Annotated in this window: 22 protein-coding genes; 5 read left to right on the top strand and 17 right to left on the bottom strand. The window is 35.8% G+C overall.

What is annotated here, in order from left to right:
- Positions 1-43: 43 nt before the first annotated feature.
- The 7 genes from HN014_RS00835 to HN014_RS00805 form a co-directional block, all read right to left on the bottom strand.
- Complete coding sequence (locus HN014_RS00835; protein ID WP_176027021.1) at positions 44-2,260, bottom strand: response regulator; 2,217 nt, start codon at positions 2,258-2,260, stop codon at positions 44-46.
- Between the two features lie 28 nt (positions 2,261-2,288).
- A complete protein-coding gene (gene gap, locus HN014_RS00830) occupies positions 2,289-3,293 on the bottom strand; it encodes a type I glyceraldehyde-3-phosphate dehydrogenase (RefSeq protein WP_176027020.1) in 1,005 nt (334 codons plus the stop codon).
- A gap of 34 nt (positions 3,294-3,327) precedes the next feature.
- Entirely contained in the window at positions 3,328-4,200 is an 873-nt protein-coding gene (gene lipA, locus HN014_RS00825) for a lipoyl synthase (protein WP_176027019.1), read from the bottom strand.
- A gap of 192 nt (positions 4,201-4,392) precedes the next feature.
- Positions 4,393-4,962, bottom strand: a complete 570-nt coding sequence (locus HN014_RS00820) for an RNA polymerase sigma factor (protein ID WP_254884068.1) — start codon at positions 4,960-4,962, stop codon at positions 4,393-4,395.
- 31 nt (positions 4,963-4,993) lie between these two features.
- Positions 4,994-5,200: a membrane or secreted protein gene (locus HN014_RS00815; protein ID WP_176027018.1), complete on the bottom strand. Its 207-nt coding sequence runs from the start codon at positions 5,198-5,200 to the stop codon at positions 4,994-4,996.
- Positions 5,201-5,316: 116 nt separating this feature from the next.
- Positions 5,317-6,324 (bottom strand): UDP-N-acetylmuramate dehydrogenase, encoded by a 1,008-nt coding sequence (gene murB / locus HN014_RS00810; protein ID WP_176031006.1) that lies wholly within the window; start codon positions 6,322-6,324, stop codon positions 5,317-5,319.
- The gene (locus HN014_RS00805; RefSeq protein WP_176027017.1) at positions 6,287-7,513 is read right to left on the bottom strand and encodes a pyridoxal phosphate-dependent aminotransferase; all 1,227 of its coding nucleotides are present in this window, start codon (positions 7,511-7,513) and stop codon (positions 6,287-6,289) included. The genes murB and HN014_RS00805 overlap by 38 nt, the downstream gene beginning before the upstream one ends.
- A 100-nt stretch (positions 7,514-7,613) precedes the next feature.
- Here HN014_RS00805 and HN014_RS00800 point away from each other — a divergent pair, with 100 nt between their 5' ends.
- Positions 7,614-8,987, top strand: coding sequence for an aspartyl protease family protein (locus HN014_RS00800; protein ID WP_176027016.1), 1,374 nt, complete (start codon positions 7,614-7,616; stop codon positions 8,985-8,987).
- Positions 8,988-9,074: 87 nt separating this feature from the next.
- Here HN014_RS00800 and HN014_RS00795 read toward each other — a convergent pair whose 3' ends face one another.
- A complete protein-coding gene (locus tag HN014_RS00795; protein ID WP_176027015.1) occupies positions 9,075-9,455 on the bottom strand; it encodes a DUF1573 domain-containing protein in 381 nt (126 codons plus the stop codon).
- Between the two features lie 126 nt (positions 9,456-9,581).
- On the opposite strand from HN014_RS00795, the gene HN014_RS00790 reads away from it, so the two are divergent.
- The gene (locus HN014_RS00790) at positions 9,582-12,215 is read left to right on the top strand and encodes a valine--tRNA ligase (RefSeq protein WP_176027014.1); all 2,634 of its coding nucleotides are present in this window, start codon (positions 9,582-9,584) and stop codon (positions 12,213-12,215) included.
- Between the two features lie 362 nt (positions 12,216-12,577).
- On the opposite strand, the gene HN014_RS00785 is transcribed toward HN014_RS00790, so the two are convergent.
- The 6 genes from HN014_RS00785 to rsfS all read right to left on the bottom strand — a co-directional run bounded on the left by HN014_RS00785 (position 12,578) and on the right by rsfS (position 17,373).
- Positions 12,578-12,853 carry an acyl-CoA-binding protein gene (locus tag HN014_RS00785; protein ID WP_176027013.1) on the bottom strand — a complete coding sequence of 92 codons (276 nt, stop codon included), beginning with the start codon at positions 12,851-12,853 and terminating at the stop codon, positions 12,578-12,580.
- Positions 12,854-12,858: 5 nt separating this feature from the next.
- Positions 12,859-13,506 carry a phosphatidylserine decarboxylase family protein gene (locus tag HN014_RS00780; RefSeq protein ID WP_176027012.1) on the bottom strand — a complete coding sequence of 216 codons (648 nt, stop codon included), beginning with the start codon at positions 13,504-13,506 and terminating at the stop codon, positions 12,859-12,861.
- Entirely contained in the window at positions 13,496-14,299 is an 804-nt protein-coding gene (locus HN014_RS00775; RefSeq protein ID WP_176027011.1) for a phosphatidate cytidylyltransferase, read from the bottom strand. Before HN014_RS00775 ends, HN014_RS00780 begins: the two co-directional genes overlap by 11 nt.
- Before the next feature lies 1 nt (position 14,300).
- Positions 14,301-14,912, bottom strand: coding sequence for an LUD domain-containing protein (locus HN014_RS00770; protein WP_176027010.1), 612 nt, complete (start codon positions 14,910-14,912; stop codon positions 14,301-14,303).
- A gap of 118 nt (positions 14,913-15,030) precedes the next feature.
- Positions 15,031-16,983 (bottom strand): ATP-dependent zinc metalloprotease FtsH, encoded by a 1,953-nt coding sequence (ftsH, locus tag HN014_RS00765; protein WP_176027009.1) that lies wholly within the window; start codon positions 16,981-16,983, stop codon positions 15,031-15,033.
- Between the two features lie 18 nt (positions 16,984-17,001).
- Positions 17,002-17,373, bottom strand: coding sequence for a ribosome silencing factor (gene rsfS, locus HN014_RS00760; protein WP_176027008.1), 372 nt, complete (start codon positions 17,371-17,373; stop codon positions 17,002-17,004).
- 91 nt (positions 17,374-17,464) lie between these two features.
- On the opposite strand from rsfS, the gene HN014_RS00755 reads away from it, so the two are divergent.
- The gene (locus tag HN014_RS00755) at positions 17,465-18,196 is read left to right on the top strand and encodes a biotin--[acetyl-CoA-carboxylase] ligase (RefSeq protein WP_176027007.1); all 732 of its coding nucleotides are present in this window, start codon (positions 17,465-17,467) and stop codon (positions 18,194-18,196) included.
- Here the strand turns inward: HN014_RS00755 and HN014_RS00750 are convergent, their stop codons facing one another.
- Together HN014_RS00750 and pyrE are read right to left on the bottom strand one after the other, a co-directional pair.
- Positions 18,197-18,589: an SRPBCC family protein gene (locus tag HN014_RS00750; RefSeq protein WP_176027006.1), complete on the bottom strand. Its 393-nt coding sequence runs from the start codon at positions 18,587-18,589 to the stop codon at positions 18,197-18,199.
- Positions 18,590-19,243 (bottom strand): orotate phosphoribosyltransferase, encoded by a 654-nt coding sequence (pyrE, locus tag HN014_RS00745; RefSeq protein WP_176027005.1) that lies wholly within the window; start codon positions 19,241-19,243, stop codon positions 18,590-18,592.
- A gap of 7 nt (positions 19,244-19,250) precedes the next feature.
- Here pyrE and HN014_RS00740 point away from each other — a divergent pair, with 7 nt between their 5' ends.
- On the top strand, positions 19,251-19,847 hold the full coding sequence (locus HN014_RS00740) for an NUDIX hydrolase (RefSeq protein ID WP_176027004.1): 597 nt from the start codon (positions 19,251-19,253) through the stop codon (positions 19,845-19,847).
- On the opposite strand, the gene HN014_RS00735 is transcribed toward HN014_RS00740, so the two are convergent.
- Complete coding sequence (locus tag HN014_RS00735) at positions 19,839-21,599, bottom strand: M14 family metallopeptidase (RefSeq protein WP_176027003.1); 1,761 nt, start codon at positions 21,597-21,599, stop codon at positions 19,839-19,841. The genes HN014_RS00740 and HN014_RS00735 overlap by 9 nt on opposite strands.
- A gap of 297 nt (positions 21,600-21,896) precedes the next feature.
- Between HN014_RS00735 and HN014_RS00730 the strand changes: the two genes are divergently transcribed.
- A complete protein-coding gene (locus HN014_RS00730) occupies positions 21,897-23,765 on the top strand; it encodes a SulP family inorganic anion transporter (protein WP_176027002.1) in 1,869 nt (622 codons plus the stop codon).
- The last annotated feature ends 12 nt before the right edge of the window (positions 23,766-23,777 follow it).

Raw genomic sequence — 23,777 nt, 5'->3', positions numbered from 1 at the left:
AAAAGTATTTTCAAAATATACTTCATCAATGATCATGCCATAATTATATTTCTGAATATTTTTTAGAGAGCGCTTTGTTTATTTTTATAAAGAATTCATCCGTTTTGTAAGGTTTAGGAATGATATCATTAAACCCATTAGTGAAGAATTCATCGAGATTATCGTCTAATGTTACAGCTGTAAGTGCAATGATCGGAATATCTTTATTAAAGGTTCTTATCTTTTTTGTTGCTTCTATTCCGCTAATCCCCGGCATGTGAATATCCATCAGAATAAGATCAAAATCAGATTTGATTGTCTTCTCTATAGCAAGATGTCCGTTATCGGCAACATCGCATTTTATTTGATGTTTTTCTAATATTTTTCGGGTAATAAGCTGGTTAATTTTATTGTCTTCTACGATTAAAATGTGCTTGTTAGCCATTTTGTTGTAGTCAATTTGTTTGGCTTCTTCTTTATGGGGGTTTGAGAGTTTTTGCAAGGCTTCAAACTCCAGGTTAAAAGAGAATTTAGACCCTTTGTTTAATTCGCTTTCTAATTTAATATCGCTATTGAGCAGGTTGAGCAGGTTTTTTACAATAGGAAGCCCGAGTCCTGTACCTCCGAACTTTCTGTTGATCTGGATAGATCCCTGAGTAAAGTTTTCGAATATGCTATGTTGTTTTTTCTCAGAGATTCCTACTCCGTTATCTTCCACTTCGAAATGAAGAAATACTTTATTTTTTAGTTCGTTAAGTAGCTTTACGCGGATCCAGATATCTCCATTATGTGTAAATTTAATAGAGTTACCTATCAGATTGATCAGTATTTGTGATACTTTTAGAGGGTCTCCTTTTAATCGGGCAGGAATTTGCTCATCAAACTGATAGTGCAAGGTGTTTTTTCTGTCTTTAGCGGATTTCCCTAATGCAATTAGGACGTCGTTGATTCTCTTTTTGAGATTAAACGAGATGTTTTCTATTTCTACTTTATTAGCTTCTAATTTGTTTAGGTCGAGTATGTTGTTGATCAGCGATAGGAGGTATTCTCCTGAGAACTTTAATGAGTTGAGATGTTCTTTCTGATTTGGGGTTGGACTCTCTTCTAATAGTAAATGTGTCAATCCGGTTACCGCATATAATGGAGTCCGCAATTCATGAGTTATGGTTGATAAAAACTGAACTTTAGCTTCACTGGCTCGTTCTGCATTCTCTTTGGCAAGTAGTAATTCTGCATTTTTGTTTTGCAGTAATTCATTCGCTCTTGCTCTAAGGTTGTTGTTTTTATAAAGAGAGAGTGTTAGAAGTGATAAGATAGTGATAAGAGCAATGCTCAAAATAGTAGTTAGTCGTCCCAGTTTTAATGTTCGTTGTTGTTGTATGTTTTCTTCTGTAAGTTCTTCTATCGTTATATTATTATCATTAAGACTGAGATGTGTACTGATCTCATTGGTGATAAAATTGTTCTTTAGAGTGCTTAAGGAATCTGAGATTTGTAAATATGATTTTAGATGTGCTAGGGAGGTTATGGAGTCTCCTTGTAGCTCGTGTAAAATACTAAATGTTTTATGAGCGTAAGCTGCCAGTTCTTTCCAATCTGATTTTTTACTAATTTCTAATGCTGCCGTATTGGTAAGAAAGGCATTGTCTAATTGGTTTAGATCAATCTCAGTGAGTGCTTTGTTTAGTAGTAGCAGATTTTTATTGTAATCCTCTGTGGTACTTATTGCGATTCCTTCATTGAAATGCTTGAGTGCTTCGGGAGTATTTTTTCTTTTTCGGGCGAGCAACCCTGAATTGAGATATATCGCAGACCGCAGTAATGGATTGGAATGTTTATTTTCTAACTCAGATGCTTTGTTTAACATTTTTTTAGCATCTTCATATTGTTGTAAGGTAATATGAAGTGATGCGTAGGTATTATATGACACAGCTAATGCAGGTTCGTCTTTTTCTTTTTCCTGTATTTTTATAGCAGTGAGTACTTGTTCTTCTGCTTTCTGATAATTACCCAGCCGATAATATAGTTGTCCCAGAACGTGATTTATTTTTGCGAATGATTTTCTGTCCTGATCTCTGATAGCTAGTTTTTTAGCAGATATAATATAGGAGATCGCTTGGTCAGCTCTTGTTCTGTTTATGGAATAAGATGCGTTTTTTAGATGTAAATCTAAGGAGTCTTTTATCTTATTATTAGCCAGATTATCCTTACAAAAGGAAGGGGTTTTGGGGCAGAATAATAGAACGATAATAAAGACAAAATGTTTAGTTAAGACAGGCATTTTTCTTTGAATAACTCAACTAATATAGTTAATTCTTGTTAATCTTTAGAATTAAATCGATGATTCTGTTGCTATATCCTATTTCATTATCGTACCATCCGATGATTTTTACCATGTTGTCAATAACAGAGGTCATCTGTGAATCAAACACGCAAGAATGTGAGTTTCCTATGATATCAATAGATACAATAGGGTCTTCTGTGTAATCGAGAATTCCTTTCAGGTATGTTTTGGAAGCTTTTTTAAAAGCGGCATTAATTTCTTCTATAGAAATTTCTTTTTTTACATTAAAGGTGATATCGGTAAGAGATCCGTCCGGGACAGGGACTCTGATTCCACAGCCTCCGATAACACTGCTCAAATCCGGAAAAATTTTAGTTAATGCTTTTGCGGCTCCCGTAGTAGTAGGGACAATAGATTGTCCAGCAGCTCTGGCACGTCTTAAGTCTTTGTGTGGCTGATCGTGTAGGCTTTGATCTGTAGTGTAACTGTGAACAGTGGTGATATACGCTTGCTCTATTCCGCATAATTCTTTTATTACCCGGATCATAGGGGCAGCATTGTTAGTGGTACAAGAAGCATTGGATATAATTGTTTCCGTACCGTCTAATATGTGATCATTGACACCAAGAGCAACAGTCTTAATACTATCATCAATAGGTGGGGCAGAAAGAATTACTTTTTTAGCGCCGGCAAGTAGGTGCTTCTCTGCTTGTTGCTTGTTTTTGAACTTCCCTGTGGCTTCGATGACAATATCAACATCGTATTGCTTCCAGTTACAGGAAGCTGGTTCTTTTTCGTTTAATAAAGGAAAAGCATGGTCATTTACTACAATAGTATTTTCTGTATGCGATATAGTGCCGGGTAAGATACCGTGAATACTATCGTATTTTAATAGGTGACTAAGTGTTTTAGTGTCGGCTAAGTCATTAATGGCTACTACCTGAATAGTAGGGTGGTCTAAAAGAAGTCGGAATAAATTTCTACCAATTCTACCGAATCCATTAATTGCAATTCGTATGGAAGTACTCATGGTATCGCGATGTGATTTTTTTTTCGAAAAAGAATTATGTCAGGTGCTTTTGTGCTCTGTAAGATGAGCGAACCAAGGCGCTGCTTTCTACATGTCTGAACCCCATTTTTAATCCAATTTCTTCGTATTTCTTAAACTGATCTGGTGTAATGAATTGCTTAACAGGAAGGTGTTTTTTACTAGGTTGTAAATACTGACCAATAGTAACAATATCCAGGTTCACAGCCCTTAAGTCTTCTAATGTTTGGATAACTTCTTCTTCTTTCTCTCCTAATCCAAGCATGATTCCACTCTTGGTTCTGTTGATTCCGCTATCTTTTAAGTATTTTAAAACTGCTAAACTTTGTTCGTATTTTGCTTGTATTCGAACCTCTCTGGTAAGTCGTTTTACGGTTTCCATATTATGAGAAACAACTTCGGGTTTTACAGCAATAATTCGATTTATGTTTTTGTGTTTTCCTTGAAAATCCGGGATTAATGTCTCTAATGTTGTATTGGGATTCATTCTTCGGATTGCCTGAATTGTTTCTGCCCAGATAATGGATCCTCCATCAGCAAGATCATCTCTGTCTACAGAGGTAATCACTGCATGTTTGATATTCATCAGCTTTATAGATCGGGCTACTTTTTCCGGTTCTTCCCAATCAACAGTTTCAGGTCTTCCGGTTTTTACTCCGCAAAAACCACAGGAACGAGTACATATATTTCCCAGGATCATGAATGTGGCTGTCCCTTCACTCCAGCACTCTCCCATATTCGGGCAACTACCGGAAGTACAGATGGTGTGAAGCTTGTATTTGTCCACCAAACCACGGAGCTCTGTGTATTTCTTTCCTGTAGGAAGTTTAACACGTAGCCATTTAGGTTTTCCTTTAGGTGGTTTCACTGAAGTAACAGCTGTATTCATATAAGCAATTATTTTTTACAAAAATACAAAGATCGCATGGATTTATAGAGTGCTATTGGTCATCCATCGCTTTTTTATCTGTTTTTTTCTTTTTTTTATAATGATTCTTAATATGTAAGAATTTGATATTGCGATGTTTTGTGATCTGGAGTATGTTAATAAGTGACTGATAAAAAGAGTAGCAGGGAAGGGTTATTTTTTTGGAGATTTAATGATTTCTGCCAATAACTTTCTTGCTCTGAGAAGTTTTACCTTAACATTGTTAATCGGTTCATTTAATGTGCTTGAAATCTCTTTGTAGCTCAGCTCCTGAAAATAGCGCAAATTAATAACTTGTTGGTAATGAGGTTTTAGTTGTTTGATGTATAGTAGTAGTTGTGCCAGGTTTTGTTCTGTGATTAATTTATCTTCAGGGGTAGGGGTGTCATCCGCAATTTTATAGACTGCTTCTCCTACTTCATTCGTTGTTTTGGTCTGAATGGAGGCATTTTTTTTGCGAAGCAAATCAATATGAATGTTCTTGCTAATCTGAATTAACCAGGTTTTAAAACTATACTCCTCTTTAAAAGTGTGAATTTTATCAAAAGCTCTGGAGAAACTCTGGATAGAGATATCTTCTGCTTCGTATTCATTCCTTACTCGTTGTAACTGGAAATTGTATACATCGTTCCAAAAAGTATCCAACAAATAATTAAAAGATGTTTGTTTTCCTTCTTTGGCTTTTTGTATGTGATCTAACAGTGTTAAGGATTCTTTTTTCAATGATCTGTGTTTCAGAAATATTTTTTGCGGATTATTTGCTGTGACCAGCATCATCACAAGAGGCGTATTGATCCGGAGTTTTACCACATAAAGAACAGGATTCTCCTTCTTTGTTTAAAAACGGGCTTTGACTAGCGCATGTTCCTGCAAATTTCCCATCTTTTTTAGCCCAGATTTTTATAGCAATTCCAGCAAAGGCAATTAGTAAGATCCCAATGGTAAGAAAAAGTAATTTCATTTAATAAAATAATAACAATAAGTGCAAAGATACAAAGAATATGTACGATGTTCTATATCACGACTGAAATTAACGCTTTCAGGGATACAATTTTAAACACAGAAAGTGGAGCTGATTTATATAATATTGACTTCTGTTTCCAGGACGATATTAAACTTGTCAGCTACTTCTTTTTGAATGGAGCGGGAAATTTCTACTATTTCTTTTCCAGTAGCGTTTCCGTAGTTGACCAATACCAGTGCCTGATTTTTATGAATTCCGGCATCTCCCCATCGCTTGCCTTTAAAACCACATTGTTCTATAAGCCATCCAGCAGGAACTTTGGTGGTTTGATCATCAACAGGGTAGGATGGGATTTCAGGATATTGTGCTTTGATCTCTGTAAAAAGTTTGGTTGGGATAACAGGGTTTTTAAAGAAACTGCCGCTGTTCCCAATTTCTTTTGGGTCCGGAAGCTTGCTTTTGCGAATAGCGATAACGGCATTGGCGATATCTCTAATTGTGGGCTGCTCGATCTCATTTTTTGACAGTTCTTTTTCGATGGCGCCGTAACTAGTATTTATCGTATGGGTTTTGTGGGTTAGTTCAAAGGTAACACTAGTGATAATATACTGTCCTTTTATATCGTTTTTGAAAATGGAATTTCGGTATCCGAACATACATTCTTCTTTAGTGAATATACGTTTTTCTCTTGTTTTGATATGAATAGCGGAACAGCGTATAAATGAATCTTTGAGTTCTACTCCATAAGCACCTATATTCTGAATAGGAGCACTCCCTACACAACCGGGGATTAAGGAAAGGTTTTCCAATCCTCCATAATCGTTGGTTACGCAATACTGTACAAAATCATGCCAGTTCTCTCCTGCCATGGCTTTAATTTGTACACTAGTGTCAGAAGTGTTTTCTACAGAAATACCCTTATTGTTCATGTGAATAACCAGGGCTTCAATATTTTTTGTAAGTAACATATTACTGCCTCCACTTAAGACAAAAAATGGTTTTTGTAGCTTAAGTACTTCGATGAGTTCTCCTTCTGATTGTATTGAGATGAATTCAGAAGCTGTAACGTCGATGCCAAAAGTATTATACTTTTTGAGGGACTTCTTGTATTCTATATTCATCATTTTGATATTTTTCTAAAGCTAACTGTAATATTTTGGTAGCTTGTGATAAGTCTCTTCTGTTGAGTACATAGGCTATTCGTACCTGGTTTTTCCCCTTGTCTCTACTGGAATAAAACCCGGCAGCTGGAGCGAGCATAACAGTTTGGTTGTCAACATGGAATTTATCTAATAGCCATTTAGAGAAATGTTCAGCATCTTCTACAGGTAATTCTGCAATGCAATAGAAGGCACCGTCAGGAATACTTACCTTAACCCCGGGAATGTTTTGCAATCCTTCTACAAGAGTATCTCTTCTCGCTTTGTATTTTGCAATGGTTTCCGTGTAATAAGACGCTGGGGCATCCAGTGCGGCCTCACTTGCTATTTGCGCAAATGTCGGAGGGCTTAATCGTGCCTGAGCAAACTTCATAGCCGTGTCAATTACATCTTTGTTTTTACTGATTAGGCAGCCGATTCTAGCTCCGCACATACTGTATCTTTTGGAAACGGAATCGACTACAATTGCATGTTGCGCTAGTCGATTGTCTTGTAATATAGAGTAGTGTTTAGAATCGTCATATACAAATTCCCTGTATACTTCATCGGAGATCAAAAACAGATCGTACTTTATGGCTAAGTCTGCTAATTTTTTGATTTCTTCTTTACTGTATAGGTATCCTGTTGGATTTCCGGGATTACAGATTAAGATTGCTTTTGTTTTTGGAGTAATTAACTTTTCGAATTCTTCTATATCAGGAAGGTTAAACCCATTCTCTAAAGAGGAAATAACAGGAACTACTGTTACAGAGGACTGCGTAGAAAAGCTGTAGTAATTAGCATAAAAAGGTTCGGGGACAATGATTTCATCTCCGGGATCAGTAATACTTCCCATAGTAAATATAAGGGCTTCACTTCCTCCTGTTGTGATCAGTACATTATCAGCAGTGATCGCGATCTGGTGTTTGGAGTAATAAGCAGCCAGTTTTTCTCTGAAACTTCTAAACCCGGCCGAATGACTATAGCTAAGAACCTCTACTGTATGATTTCGTACAGCGTTTAATGCTTCTATGGGGGTTTTAATGTCTGGTTGTCCGATGTTCAACCTAAAAATATGCTTGCCTTCTTTTTCTGCCTTTTCGGCAAAAGGAACCAATTTTCGAATTGGCGACTCCGGCATTGCTTTTCCTTTACTCGATACTATTGGCATTGGTCTTATCTAAAAATAAATAGCCGCTAATTTCTTAAAATTTTTAAAAAATAGCGCACTATTGTGCTAAAAATTGAAGTAAATTATTATATTCATTGTAATGAATACGATGCCCAAAGAAAATTATCAATTTTTGACCTATAAATTACTGACTCTTTTTTTCTTTTTTACATCTCTCCTTTTTTCACAAAGAGGTTTTTTGCTTGATTCGGAGTTAACAAAAGACAAGATAAAATTTGAACTTGCTAATAATTTGATTGTGATTCCTGTAGAGCTAAATGGAGAGAAATTATCTTTTGTATTGGATACAGGAGTAGGAACGACTATTATTTTTAGTCTGGAAAACAAAAAATATTTAGAACTGAAAAATATTTCTAAAATTAAACTTAGAGGATTGGGAGGGGGAGATGCTCTGGAAGGGATCAAATCGGTGAATAATCAATTAAAAATAGGGAATTCTCTAAGTCGAAATCATACGGTTTATATGGTGTTTGATGATAGTATTGATTTGTCTTCTAGAATGGGGTTTCCTGTGCATGGTATTATAGGGTATGACTTTTTTAAAAATTTTGTGATAGAGGTTAATTATGCCTCAAAAATATTGAAAGTATACAATCCGGAGTCCTATACATATAAAAAGTGTAAAAAATGCTATGATACTGTTTTGGACTTTAATAATGGTAAACGACCATATGTCAAAGCACGATATGAATCATCGACGGGACTGGTGGATCTTAATTTATTGATGGATTCCGGTTCGGGCTCTGCGCTTTGGTTGTTTGAGAATGCAAAAAAAAACATCAGAATTCCTCAAAATTCTTTTGTTGATTTCCTGGGAAAAGGGTTTAACGGAGATATCTATGGAAAGAAAACAAAGGTAGAAGGATTGCGTATCGGGGATTTTAAAATTAAAAATGTAACGACATCTTTTCCTGATTCCTTATATATTCGGGGAGTTTCTAAACTTAGAAGACAGGGGTCTCTGGGGGGAGGTGTGTTGAAAAGATTTAATGTTGTTGTTAATTACCCGGATAAGAAAATCAGGTTCAAAAAGAATAAGTATTTCAAAAGACCATTTTACTATAATATGAGTGGCCTGACGATACAGCATACAGGTGTTCGGGTACAAAAACAGCTGAGAAATTCTAAATCGGCGGTTTCTTTTAGCTTTGAAACAAGAGGTGGAAAAGAAGAAGGAGATATGGTGAGTTTTACAGAATACAAATCTAATTTTCATTATAGCCTGGCAAAACAATATGAAGTGGTTGATGTGCGGAAAGGTTCTTCGGCAGCAGCAGTTGGTTTGAAGAAGGGGGATGTCTTACTGGCGATTAACGGTAAAAATGCAGATGAGTATAAGTTATCGGACCTTAATGATCTGTTTTATTCCAAAGAAGGGAAGAAAATTCGGTTAAGAATAGAACGATTAGGAGTGGAGCTGACATATACATTTCGTCTTAAAAAAGTAATATAGCAATAAAAAAAAGCACCGATTTTATCGGTGCTTTTTTTATAAGAACTGATAGGTTCTTCTCTTCTTTATGTTTTCTTAAAAATAATTTTATTTCTTAGCGAGTACAGTTCCTTTTATTTTTATAGCTTTTGTGGATTCTTCTGCATTAGAATAAACCGTAATAGTCTTTCTGATAGGACCTACTCTTTTTGTGTCGTATTTTACTTTGATGACACCATTGTCTCCAGGAGCGATAGGGTCCTTTGGTTTTTCAGGAATAGTACAACCACAACTAGAGTATACTCTGGAGATAATAAGAGGAGCGCTTCCTGTATTTGTGAATTCAAATTCGCGAATACCATCGCTTCCAGCTTCTATTTCACCATAATCGATAACATCTGTTTTGAATTTTATTTGCGCTTTGGCTTCTTGTGCATTTATTGTTGTACCTAATAAAGCAACAAATAAAATCATCATTATATTTTTCATAGTGTAGGTTTTTATTGTTTGTAAATGTAGTTACTTTTTATGCAACTTCAAAACCTAAAAAGGCTTTCCTGTTGTCGTTTATAATAATTACTTTTGCACTTTAAAAATCAAAAATCAGACCAAAGTATGGCTTCATCAGGCAAATATGACTCAAAATCAGTAGAAGATAAATGGTATAACTATTGGATGGAAAATAATTATTTTCATTCAGAAGTTGATGATAGAGAGGCGTATACGATAGTCATTCCTCCTCCGAATGTCACGGGAGTGCTACATATGGGGCATATGCTTAATAATACAATTCAGGATGTTCTTATCAGGCGTGCACGTCTGAAAGGATATAATGCGTGCTGGGTTCCGGGGACTGATCATGCTTCTATTGCTACAGAAGCAAAAGTGGTAGCTAAGCTGAAAGAAGAAGGAATTAATAAAAGCGACCTGACCAGAGAAGAATTCTTGAAACATGCCTGGGAGTGGACGCATAAACATGGAGGAATTATATTAGAACAGCTAAAAAAACTGGGAGCTTCATGTGATTGGGAGCGAACGGCTTTTACTATGGATGATAATTTATCCGCTTCTGTTATAAAAGTTTTTGTAGACTTATATAATAAAGGATTGATTTATAGAGGATATCGAATGGTGAATTGGGATCCACAGGCCAAGACCACCTTGTCGGATGAAGAAGTGATTTATGAAGAAAAACAAGGGAATTTATATTATTTGAAATACAAGCTGGAAGGGAGTGAAGAAACGTTGACAATTGCGACTACTCGTCCAGAGACTATTATGGGAGATACAGCTATATGTATCAATCCTAACGATGAGCGATTTGCACACCTAAAAGGAAAGAAGGCGATTATTCCAGTTGTAGGAAGAGCAATTCCTGTTATAGAAGATGAATATGTAGATATGGAGTTTGGTACAGGGTGTCTGAAAGTGACTCCTGCTCATGATCAGAATGATAAGGTACTGGGAGATAAGCATCAGTTAGAAGTGATCGATATTTTTAATGATGATGCGACACTCAATGCGAATGGACTGCATTATGAAGGAAAAGATCGTTTTGTAGTTCGCAAAGAGATTGTAAAGGAGCTGGAAGCAATCGGAGCACTGGAAAAAGTAGAAACACACCTTAATAAAGTAGGGACAAGTGAGCGTACCAAGGCAGTAATCGAACCTAAGTTAAGTGATCAGTGGTTCTTAAAAATGAAAGATCTGGCAGCACCAGCACTTACTGCAGTATTGGATAAAGAGGTAAACCTGGTTCCTGAGAAGTTCGTCAATACATATCGTTACTGGATGGAGAATGTGCGGGATTGGAATATTTCGAGACAATTGTGGTGGGGACATCAGATTCCTGCATATTACTTCGGAACAGGGAAAGAGGATTTTGTAGTAGCAGAAACCAGAGAGGAAGCGTTAAAGTTGGCAAAAGAAAAATCAGGAAATAATGATTTGTCAGATGCAGACTTAACTCAGGATCCTGATGCATTAGATACTTGGTTCTCTTCATGGTTATGGCCAATGAGTGTATTTAATGGAATACTGGAACCGGATAATGAAGAAATTAAGTATTACTATCCGACGAATGATTTGGTTACAGCTCCAGAGATTTTGTTTTTCTGGGTAGCAAGAATGATTATAGCGGGGTATGAATATCGAAAAGAAAAACCATTTACCAATGTTTACCTGACTGGGATTGTTAGGGATAAGAAGAGACGTAAAATGTCTAAATCCTTAGGGAATTCTCCGGATCCGTTAGATTTGATTGATCGTTATGGAGCAGATGGTATTCGTGTAGGGATGTTATTGAGTTCTCCGGCAGGAAATGACCTGATGTTTGATGAAGAGCTGTGTAAGCAGGGAAGTGGTTTTGTAAATAAAATATGGAATGCTTTTAGGTTGATAAAAGGATGGGAGGTAGATGAAACGATTCCTCAGCCAGAAGCTTCAGGAATAGCACTTGAGTGGTATCGTTCCAGATTCCAGCAAGCCTTAAGGGAATTAGAGGATAGTTATGCTAAGTATCGTATCAGTGATGCGCTGATGACTACGTATAAGTTAGTATGGGATGATTTCTGTAGTTGGTTACTGGAAATGATTAAACCGGCATATGGTAGTCCAATCGACGGGAAAACATATAAGGAAGTTATTGCAGTGTTAGAGGAAAACCTAAAAATACTTCACCCATTCGTGCCATTTATTTCAGAAGAATTATGGCATCAAATCTCGGATAGAACCAAAGAAGAGGCGTTAATTATAGCAGAATGGCCTAAAGAAAGGGCTGTTAATAAGGAATTGATTGCGCAATTTGAAATCGCAGCAGCTGTAGTGTCAGAAATTCGGACAATAAGAAAGGAAAAGAATATTTCTTTTAAAGAGCAGATTGAGATGTCAGTATTGAATCATGAGAAGTTTAGTACGGCATTTGATGCGGTTATTGCTAAACTGGGGAATATTTCTGCGATATCTTATGTAGATGATAAGGTAGAGAAAGCACTTTCTTTCCGAGTAAAATCTAATGAGTATTTTGTACCCATGTCAGGAGCGATTAATGTAGATGAAGAAATAAAGAAGTTGAGCGAAGAATTGGCGTATACTGAAGGGTTTTTGAAATCTGTACAAAAGAAGTTACAGAATGAACGATTCGTTAATAATGCACCTGAAAAAGTAATTGAAGTTGAGCGTAAGAAACAGGCGGATGCAGAAGCTAAAATAGAAACACTGAAATCGAGTTTAGCTAGCCTAAAGAGCTAATAGAGTAACATAAGATGATTATATAAAGTTCGGAAAGTAGTTGCTTTTCGAACTTTTTTGTTTAAAAAATGTTAAAGCTTGACTGGGAATTTAACCAATATATAACAGCAAAAATTCTATTGTAAGATAGGGTGGGTTGTATATTTGTAACAGAATGTTTTATAAAGATTTATAATCTTTTACGCCAGTTTTTTTGGTTAAAACATTATTAGGATAAAATAAGAAAATCTATACGAGAAGCTTTAATAGCTCTCGGGATAATCTTTGTTTTCAAATACTTTTTTTAGTATGTCTTCGACAAATTGATTGATTGTAAGAGACTGAAGTGTGTTGTATTCAGTCTCTTTTTTTATGCTTTTAAATCAGTCAATGATGTATTTATTGACTAATTCTATATATTTTAATTTTGCTTCTTTTACGCTGAGGTGTTTTACCTGAAATAACGCATTTAATTTAAAGGCATTTCTCAGTTCGCTGTTACCAGAAGGGGAGTGCATGCCCATGCCCTGTGATAAGCTTGCTTGTTTGTAATATGCATAAAAGTGAAGCATGATATCAGGCGGTAATTGTATTTTTGTGTTTGATGCCCTTCTGAATGCTTCTTTGAATTCAATATCTATTTTCTCTTCTTCCGTCATATAAATTATAAACTAGCGATAATACTCTCGCCCCCTCTTACTTTTTCATTGAGTGATACATTGAGTTTGGTGCCTATGGGCAGATATAAATCTACTCTGGAGCCAAATTTAATGAAACCACTGTCGCTACCTTGTGTGACTTTTTCTCCTTCTACAGCATAGTTGACAATACGTTTGGCTAGTGCTCCGGCAATCTGACGATATAAAACATCAATATGATCGTTTTTTACAACCACTGTAGTTCGCTCATTTTCTTCAGAAGCTTTAGGGTGCCATGCAACTAAGTATTTTCCTGGATGATACTTGCTGAATAAAACGTCTCCGTTAATAGGGTGTCGGGTAACATGAACATTGATTGGCGACATAAAAACAGAGACTTGAAGTCTTTTTTCCTGAAAATACTCTTTTTCAAAAACTTCTTCGATAACAACTACTTTTCCATCAACAGGAGATACGACAGAAAGGTCATTTACTTTTGTTGTTCTTTTTGGATTTCTAAAAAATTGAAGAATTAGAAATAAAAATATCAATGTAACAATCAGGATCGCTACTTGCCATTCTCTTATTTGTAATGCTACATATGATGCAAGATTAATTCCTAAGAATAAGACAATTGATATGGATATGATTTTATAGCCTTCTTTATGAAACATAATTTAGAATTTGTAAAAACAAGTATAAAAAAGGACTGGCGAATATAATGCTGTCCAGACGATCAAACATCCCTCCATGTCCCGGCATAATTGCTCCGCTGTCTTTTACTCCAGCCTGTCTTTTGAACTTAGACTGAATCAGATCTCCAAGAGAACCAAAAATACTCATAATTACACTTATAATCAACCAAATTCCGGTTGATAATGTTTCTGTAAAGGTAGCAATTAAATATCCTGCCAGTAGAGAGAAGACAAGCCCACCAATAAAACCTTCTATTGTTTTTTTAGGGGAAATGCGTTCCAGTAATTTGTGTTTTCCAAAGTTTTTACCGACTAAATATGCGAATGTATCATTGGTCCAGATCAAAAAGAAAGAGCCCGCCATAATCATGGGTTCATACTTGTTGTTATAGATTGGTATTTGGGTTAAAAATATAATTGAGGTTATTAGATAAAATATACTTGTTAGGTATTTCTTTTTTTCGAACATCGGAATAATCCGTATGCTTATTAAGTCCCTGATCAATAAAATTTCAGTAGCTATTGTCAGTAATAGTATAGTGAGTACTACATAATCAGGAAGGGTAATGCTGTTGAATAGCAACATTAAAAAAGCAAATAGGAAATAGAGCCATATTTTATTATAGCGAATCAGTTTCTGGAATTCGTATAAGCTTAAAATTCCAAAAATAAAAAATACGCCTATAAAGGTGTATCTAGAGATAAAAATGGATAGGAGCAATATAAGGATATACAAAAACCCAGATAAAGACCTTGTTATTATTTCCTTCATGTTATAAGTCTTCCAGCAGGAGCAAATATAGATTTTTTGATGTACTTCCGTAGCTTAAGAAGTCTTTTTCTTTTTGGGTTTCAAAGTTTTTGATGGTAGTGATATTGGTTGGTATGGCATTCTTGTTTTTTTCTTTTATTCCTTTTAATCCTTCGCCTATATTTTGTACAAGCTGGCTTGTTCCGGCAAGGATAACAAAATTGTCAGGAAGTTCGGTTATTTTCTTTTCTCCGAGCTGATTGGAAGAAAACAGGATAGCACCAGTGTCGGCAATCAAGTATTCGCAAGTAGCTAGGAAAAAAGAGGATGAGGTGTTTTTTGTAAATTCTAAATTATACCCTGAAAATTTTTGTTCCAATCCTTTTTCTATACAAAATACTTTTTTTTCATACCAATCATTCTCTAATAGGATATTGTCAAAAGAATCCAGAATCTCATTTTCATTATCGCAATAAAGAAACTTACCTCCATTCTTCCTGAAATTAAGCATAAAGCTCTCATCTACAGGTAGGTCGATTTCGGGCATATATTTACTGCGATCATCAATTTGCTGATCTTTCTTCTTCTGGTCTGATTTAGATTTTGAGGAAAATAATCTTCTAAATAGACTCATTTTTATTGGGGTTGCTTACTTTGATTTTACAAAACGTTCAAAGATAAAAAAATCTTAACCTAATATTCTTGTTAGGTTAAGATTTTTTTAATTAAAACGATAAAACAAGTAAAAACTTCTATGAAGGGTCTTCAGTTGTTTCTTCTTTTTCCTTTTCGAAAGGGCGTTTTCCGAAGATTTCTTCCAGGTTATCTTTAAAAATTACTTCTTTTTCTAGTAGTACTTCTGCTAATTCTGTTAGCTTGTCTTTGTGTTCTTCTAACAGTTTTATTGCACGTTGATACTGTTCTTCAATGATATTGGAGATTTCTTTATCGATAAGCTCACTGGTCTGTTCGCTATAAGGTTTAGTAAATCCGTATTCATTTTGACCCGAAGAATCGTAATAGGTGATATTTCCTATCTTATCATTTAGTCCATATATAGTAACCATTGCTCTTGCTTGTTTGGTTACTTTTTCCAGGTCGCTTAATGCTCCGGTAGATATCTTATTAAAGATGACTTTTTCTGCAGCACGTCCTCCCAGTGTTGCGCACATCTCATCCAGCATTTGACCTGGTCGTACAATAAGACGTTCTTCTGGTAAGTACCAGGCAGCTCCTAATGATTGTCCTCTAGGTACAATAGTTACTTTTACCAGGGGAGCAGCATGTTCTAACATCCAGCTAACAGTGGCATGACCTGCTTCGTGAAAAGCAATGGCTTTTTTCTCCTCTGGGGTAATGATTTTGTTTTTCTTTTCTAGACCACCAACAATTCTGTCCACAGCATCTAAGAAATCTTGTTTTCCTACGGCTGTGTTTCCTTTTCTGGCAGCAATAAGTGCTGCTTCATTACAAACATTAGCAATATCAGCTCCTGAGAATCCAGGGGTCTGCTTGGCCATGAAATCGGTATCTAATTCATTTTCTACCTTTTTTAAAGGTTTTAGGTGAACTTCGAAAATTTCTTTTCGTTCTCTGATATCAGGCAGGTCTACAAATATTTGTCTGTCAAAACGTCCAGCTCTCATCAGGGCTTTGTCTAATACATCAGCTCTGTTAGTAGCAGCAATTACAATTACATTGGTATTCGTGCCAAAACCGTCCATTTCAGTTAGGAGCTGATTCAGGGTGTTTTCTCGTTCGTCATTTGATCCGGAGAAATTACTTTTTCCACGAGCCCTACCAATGGCATCAATCTCATCGATAAATATTATGGCTGGGGATTTTTCCTTGGCTTGTTTGAAAAGGTCTCTAACACGAGAGGCTCCAACTCCCACAAACATTTCTACAAAATCAGATCCTGAAAGAGAGAAGAAAGGTACTTTGGCTTCTCCTGCTACTGCTTTTGCTAATAAGGTTTTTCCGGTTCCTGGAGGACCTACAAGAAGAGCCCCCTTAGGGATTTTACCTCCTAATGAGGTGTATTTTTCAGGGTTTTTAAGAAAATCTACGATTTCTTGTACTTCTTCTTTAGCACCTTCTAGTCCGGCTACATTCTCAAAAGAAACTTTGACATCTGTATTTTGATCAAAAAGTTTTGCTTTTGATTTTCCAATATTGAAAATCTGCCCTCCGGCACCTCCTCCAGCACCACCACTCATTCTACGCATGATAAATACCCATACTCCAATGATAAGTGCAAAGGGAAGTAGTGTTACTAAAATGTCTCCCCATACATTGCTTTCGGTGTCGTAAATTACTTGAGTCGATAATCCGTTTTCTGTTTTAATTCGCTGGATTTCATTTTCGAAATTTTGAAGATCTCCAAATTCGAATTGATAATCAGGCTCATTTAATCCGGATGATAATAAAGATTTACTTCTTTTTTTAGTGTGTTTTTCTTGTGCTTTTGCTTCGTTGGTAAGGAATACCTTTGCTTCTCTTCGGTTGAGAATAACAACTCGTTCTACTTCTCCATTGCTGAGGTATTTCTGAAAATCGGAAGGAGTGGTTTTTGGGGCAGCTCCCCAACCGTTACTTCCTAAAAAATTCAATGCTAAAAATCCAACAATGATAATAGCATATATCCAGTAAGCATTAAACTTAGGTTTTTTGTTTGGTTCTAGTTTTTTACTCTCTTTAGCCATTTACCGCTCTTTCTTTTTTTAAAAATTTGTATTTATTGTAGTAGTCTTCGCATCTCCCCATAATCCCTCTATGTCATAGAACTCTCTAATGTGTTTTTGAAAAACATGAACCACTACATTGACGTAATCAATTAAAACCCACTCCGCATTATCACTACCCTCTACATGCCAAGGTTTATCTTTTAAAGATTTGCTTACTGTTTTTTGTACAGAGTTCACAATGGCATTAACCTGGGTGTTCGAAGTACCGTTGCAGATGATAAAATATTCACAAACAGTGTTTTCTATTTCTCGTAAATCTAAAATGCTAATATCACTTCCTTTAACTTCTTCAATCCCTTTAATGATTTGAGTTATTAATTGGTCAGTACTAATTTCTTTTTTAATCATGCATTTTTTTAATTTGTGTAAAGTTATTATTTTTTTCGTTTTTACCTGTCTGTATTGGCAGACAATTATAAAACTTTACACTATTTTTTTTATGCATATAATCAAAGTTGATGCCATTGATTCTACAAATTCATTTCTAAGAGGGTTAAATAGAGAGGACAAATTAGTGGAAAAAGTCTGTGTATTAGCCAGGGAGCAAACGGCAGGGAAAGGACAGTTAGGAGCTTCATGGGTGAGTAATCCCGGTGAAAATCTTACCTGTAGCGTTTTTATGCCGATTCAGAAAATAGAAGCTTCGGATCAATTTTATATCTCAATGCTAGTATCATTATCGGTGTTTGATGCGTTGCAAACATTCATGATACCTAAATTGTCAATCAAATGGCCAAACGACATTCTGTCAGATAAATATAAAATATGTGGTATTTTAATAGAAAATATTGTTAATAATGGCAGGTTAACTGGTGTTATTATCGGAGTAGGGATTAATGTGAATCAGAAAAATTTCGAAAATCTTCCAAGGGCAGCTTCTTTATCGATGTTGTCAGGTAGAAATTTTAATGTAGAAGAGGTATTACATTCTTTTTTGTATGCTTTAGAAAAACGCTTCACTGCATTTGATGTGTCAGGTTTTATGTCGTTGAAACAAGAATATGAAAAATGTTTGTTTAGAAAAAACAAACCCTCTATGTTCAAAGACAGAGAGGGAGATTCTTTTGTTGGAATTATCCAGAGTGTTACACAACAAGGAAAACTACAGGTGCTCTTGGAAGATGAAATTATAGGAGAATTTGACCTTAAAGAGCTTCAATTATTATATTGATTACAATTTACCCAGGTTCTCACTAAGTGTGTTGATAAAGTTCTGGATCGGATTCTTTATCATCATTGCCATCATGGCATTGAATTTTCCTTCGAAGGTTAGTTTAGTACTGCTTTTTCCGTCTTCCAAAGGAGTGATATCAGCTGTAAGAGTAAAAGGAAGCTTATCGCTTGCCGCACCAAGTACTACTTGCGAAGAAGGGGTACTTTCTTTTTGTTCTAAAACAATTTCCGGCATTCCTTTTAATTGAAAAAGAAATCTGGAATCGTTTATTTTTTCAAAATTTTGTTTGCTCTCAGGCATGATTTGCTCAAAGTTTTCAACCTTAGTCAAAAATTCAAAAACCTCTTCCGGAGATTTATTTATAGTAATAGTATTGCTTTCTAGATTCATTTAAATTTTGATTTGTGGTTCCCATTCAGAAGGATTAGTTCTCCATCCTTGCAGGGTGTTTAATTGTTCCTCTGTGATGTAATTGGTATCCAGTGCCTGTTCCAGAAGGTTCTCATAGTTGCTTAGTGTATGAAGCGGCAGAGATGCTTCTTCGAAGTTCTGATTAGCAATTTCAAAACCATAGTTAAAAATGGCGATCATTCCTTTTACATTGGCATTTACTTCTTTCAACGCCTTGACTGCATTAAGACTGCTTTTTCCTGTACTAATTAAATCTTCCACCACCACTACATTTTTTCCTTCGGGAACGATCCCTTCGATCTGGTTTTTGCGACCGTGTTTTTTAGCTTCTGGTCTCACATAGATAAAAGGAAGGTTTAGTTGTTCCGCGACTAACATTCCAATACCAATCGCCCCGGTAGCAACTCCGGCGATTACATCAGGCTTTCCATACTCGTCTTCGATAAACTTAGCGAGATGCTCTCTCAGATAGTTTCTGATAATAGGGTATGAAAGTGTTATACGATTGTCGCAATAAATAGGAGATTTCCAACCAGAAGCCCATGTAAAAGGTTCTTGCGGTTGTAATTTAATTGCATTAATTTGCAGCAATAATTCAGCTGTTTTTTTTGCTGTATTTTTATCAAAAATCATAGTGCAAATGTATAAAGTTTTTGTGAATAACGCCCCAATTATTCTATCTACTAAAAAGTCTGTAGCAGATTGTCAGACGTTTCCTATAAAAGAAGTGGATTTTTTAAAGATCATTGAAGATCTTATCCAAAATCCAGATAAGAAATATCATTTATATCATAAAAAAGAAGAACGCCTGCTGGCACATTTGTATACCAAATTACCTGTAGTCTATGCAGGAGGAGGCAAAGTGTATAATGCTAAGAATGAGGTTCTTTTTATTCATCGCAATGGTAAATGGGATTTGCCTAAAGGAAAAGTAGAACGAAAAGAAGATATAGAAACAGCTGCCATCAGAGAAGTGGAAGAAGAAACTGGTGTGACCGGATTAGAGGTAACTAAGTTTTTATACAAAACATTTCATGTTTTTAAACGAAATGGAGAATACCGATTAAAAGTTACTTATTGGTTTGAGATGAAAACAGCTTTTAATGGTACATTAACTCCTCAGATAGAAGAAGACATCCATAAAGTAAAGTGGAAAAATAGAAAAAAGACAAAAAAAGCATTAAAAGATTCATATGCGAACATTAAAATGCTTTTTTCTCAGGATTATTTATCGTAAAATACGATATATAGGATACTTCATATGTGCTTTTTCATAGTTGCTAGATTGTTTATGAAGCCAGTCTAGCTGACGATAACTGTTTTTTCTAAAAGAAGTGTCTTTTTGTTTTTCAATAAATCGCGCTTTTAGTTCAGGATGTTTTTCTAATAGTTCGATAGCTTTGTCTTCCCAAACATAAGGAGAGAATCCTTCTTTTTGTTGGAGAATCGTATCCAGGTAGTTCCAATTAAAAAATGAATCAGGAGCTTCAGGTTCTAATACCTCTATGATATACCTTATGGCTTTTTGAGCTGTAGGAATCAGATAGTCTCCTTTTCTAAAAGTCATGGTGTTTTCTTTTTTGCTTACCTGAGTGTCATAATGAAGGTAATGTCCTTCATAGGGAGAATTCCGTGTTTTATAAGATTGTATCTTATAGGTTTCTACAGTTATGGTAGTATCTTTGGAAAGACGTTGGTACGCAACCTGATTTCTCTTTAGAGCATCCGTTATTCTCCACCATCCCTGAGGAATGACATAAAATGCAGGAATGGTTACTTGTTTGGAAGGGATAAAGTAATCGCGATATGTTATTTCTTTTTGATAGGGTTGCTCTCGGTAATATTTTAATCGAGTACCTTGTGTAAGTGTGCTGGGAATTCGTTTTCCTTCATAGCCTTTGAACAGAAATGTACTATGACGGGTCGTATCTATTTTCCATTGGATAGGATAAGTAGTCTGTTTGTCAAAATACGAAAAAGCCTGTTCTCGTAATTGTTTGATTTTTTTAGGATCGTTTTCTATGATATCAATCATCGACTTCATCAATTCATAAGTACCTTCTACACGTTGTTTATAGGGTTTAAGCATATGGGTTTCGATCATCATTCCCAATGTATTCCATAAAGTGGTATAACCTGTAGAATATCTTGGATGATCCATAAACTGGGTAAACCCCTTGTCTGGAGTTTGTCCCCATACATTGACATAAGGAGTGATGTCCCATTTTTTTTCTTCCAGTAGGGACGTTAGTGTAGGTTGTATTTCTTGATGTAGATAGGTGCCTAATGGACCTCCCAATTTATTGTGTTGTGTGAACAGGTGAGTGAGGGTGTATTGGTAATCAGCCCCGTTACTCACGTGATTGTCAATAAAAACATCCGGTTGTACCAGGTGAAATACTTCGCTAAAAGCCTGTGAGTTCTTAGTGTCATTTTTGATAAAATCCCTATTGAGATCAAAATTTCTGGCATTACCTCTGAACCCATAGGATTTAGGACCGTTTTGATTCGTACGGGAGGTAGAATTTCTGTTCAGAGAGCCCCCTATATTATAAATAGGAATGGTAACTAAGGCGGTATGCTTAGGAAATGGAATTTTTCCTTGAACAATGTCTCTGTATAGCAGTATGGTAGCATCGATTCCATCACTCTCTCCAGGATGAATTCCATTATTGATAAGTAGAATTCTTTTCGTTTTTCGTAACTGGTCAAAACGAGTTTCGTTACTATCGTGAAGACTAATTACATGAAGTGGAAAACCACTATCAGTCATTCCGATTTCTTGCAGGTGAATTTGTGGATACGCATCGGCTAATTTCTTATAATATGAAATGACTTCCTGATATGTTGGAGTTTCTGTTCCTCTACTTTTCTCAAAAGTAGTTGTAAAATCAATATCTTTTTTTTCTGAATTTGTAGTCGTTGTACAGGATGTAAGAAGTAACAGTATTAAAAGCGTATACTGGAAAAATGTAAAAGTATATTTCATCAGTTTGTTTTTAGTGTTTTTTTACAATCCCCGATGGAATTCGTCTAAATTCGTTTTATAGGGTATGTTTTTACCCATACATAAGAAGAGTTGCCATCCTTGCAATATTTCTGATATTCGTATCATAGATCTCCCCTTATATTTTATAGGTATTTGGTATCCCGGCTAATATAAAAAGTTTTTGATGGGATCTTGTTTTATTAACATTTTCATAAGAATTAAACATTAGATAGCGTCATATTTCCTTGTAAGACGATAAAATAGCTGTATTTTTGCTGCCTTAAAAAAAATGCAACCATGACTGAATTTGTGAGAAAAAGAATGGCAAATGCCAAAAATGATATCTTATCAGGGTTAACAGTGGCCTTAGCCTTAGTGCCTGAGGCAGTAGCATTTGCTTTTGTAGCAGGAGTAGATCCATTAGTAGGATTGTATGCTGCTTTTATGATTGGATTTATTACAGCAGTAGCAGGAGGAAGACCTGGAATGATCTCAGGAGCAACCGGTGCCTTAGCTGTTGTAATGGTAACCTTGGTGGCTAAAGGAAATGCAATGGGGGCTCCGGGAGAGGAACTAGGGTTGTATTATCTTTTCGCGACAGTTATTTTAATGGGAGGTATTCAGATGCTGGCCGGTCTTTTCAAACTAGGGAAGTTTGTTAGATTAATCCCACATCCGGTAATGATGGGATTTGTAAACGGATTGGCTATTGTGATTTTTCTGTCTCAGTTAGGAATGTTTAAAGAAGGCAGTAAAGACCTTTTTGGTAATGATAAGTATGTAACAACTTCAGTAGAGAAACGTTTTGAAGTTCGAGAAGATAATAAGGTATACGAAGTACTTACGGATAAAGTATTGTTTGCCTTTAATAAAAATAGATTAGAAGATCTGCAAACGAAAGAAAGTAAGTATATCATTGTTCCAGAAGAAGGGAAAGATGTTTTTCAGGTATATGATGCTACAAGCAAAGAGGTCGCATTTAATTATAATACCAAAGAAAAAGGTCTGTATAGTGTCAAAAAGAAAGGAAAAGCCAAAAAATGGCTTCCTGCTGAGGAGTTATTATGGATGTTAGGATTGGTATTACTAACCATGCTTATTATGTGGGGACTTCCTAAGATAACGACTAAACTTCCTGAAGCGCTGATCGCAATATTGGTAGTTTCTTCGATTGTAATTTTTGGAAAAATGGAAGACATCGCCACTGTAGGTAGTTTTATCAGAGATGGAGGGGGAGAAGGATTAAAAGGAGGACTGCCTCAATTTCAATCAGCGATATTTACAAAAGTTCCGATGACATTAGAGACATTGTGGTTTATCGGTCCTTATGCTTTGATTCTGGCAGCAATTGGATTGATTGAGTCACTGATGACACTGAATCTGATTGATGAGTTGACAGAAACCAGAGGAAACTCTAATAGAGAATGTCTGGCACAAGGAGGAGCTAATATCATCACAGGACTTTTTGGAGGAATGGGAGGTTGCGCCATGATTGGACAATCAATTATTAATATCAAAGGAGGAGGACGCACAAGGCTGTCAGGGATTGTAGCAGCCGTAACCTTGTTGCTATTTATTTTATTTGCTTCTTCTCTGATAGAGAGAGTGCCAATTGCAGCTTTGGTAGGAGTAATGTTTATGGTAGTCATAGGGACATTTGCCTGGTCTAGTTTTAGAATCCTTAATAAGATCCCATTGGCAGATGCCATTGTATTGATCGCAGTATCTTTATTAACTGTTTTATTTGATTTGGCGATAGCTGTAATTGCTGGAGTTATAATATCTGCGTTGGTATTTGCATGGGAGAATGCTAAAAAGATCCGAGCTAGAAAACATGTCAAAGACGATGGAACAAAGGTATATGAAATTTGGGGACCTTTGTTTTTTGGAAGTATTCAGGCATTTAATAGTAAATTTGATGTGTCGAATGATCCGGAACATATAGAAATTGATTTTATGGAATCCAGAGTGAGTGATCATTCTGCTTTAGAAGCAATTTTTAATCTGGTAGGGAAGTATGAGCAGGCAGGTAAAAAAGTAAAAGTAAAACACCTTAGTGAGGACTGCCAGGCACTTATGATTAAAGCTTCACCAAGATTAGCAGGTGTTATAGAACACAATATTGATGATCCGCGCTATCATGTGATGGCTAGTATTGAAGAGTAATAACTTACCAAA

It is taken from the genome of Aquimarina sp. TRL1, from assembly GCF_013365535.1.
GTDB lineage: Bacteria > Bacteroidota > Bacteroidia > Flavobacteriales > Flavobacteriaceae > Aquimarina > Aquimarina hainanensis.
This window is presented reverse-complemented; position numbering and strand designations above follow the sequence as displayed.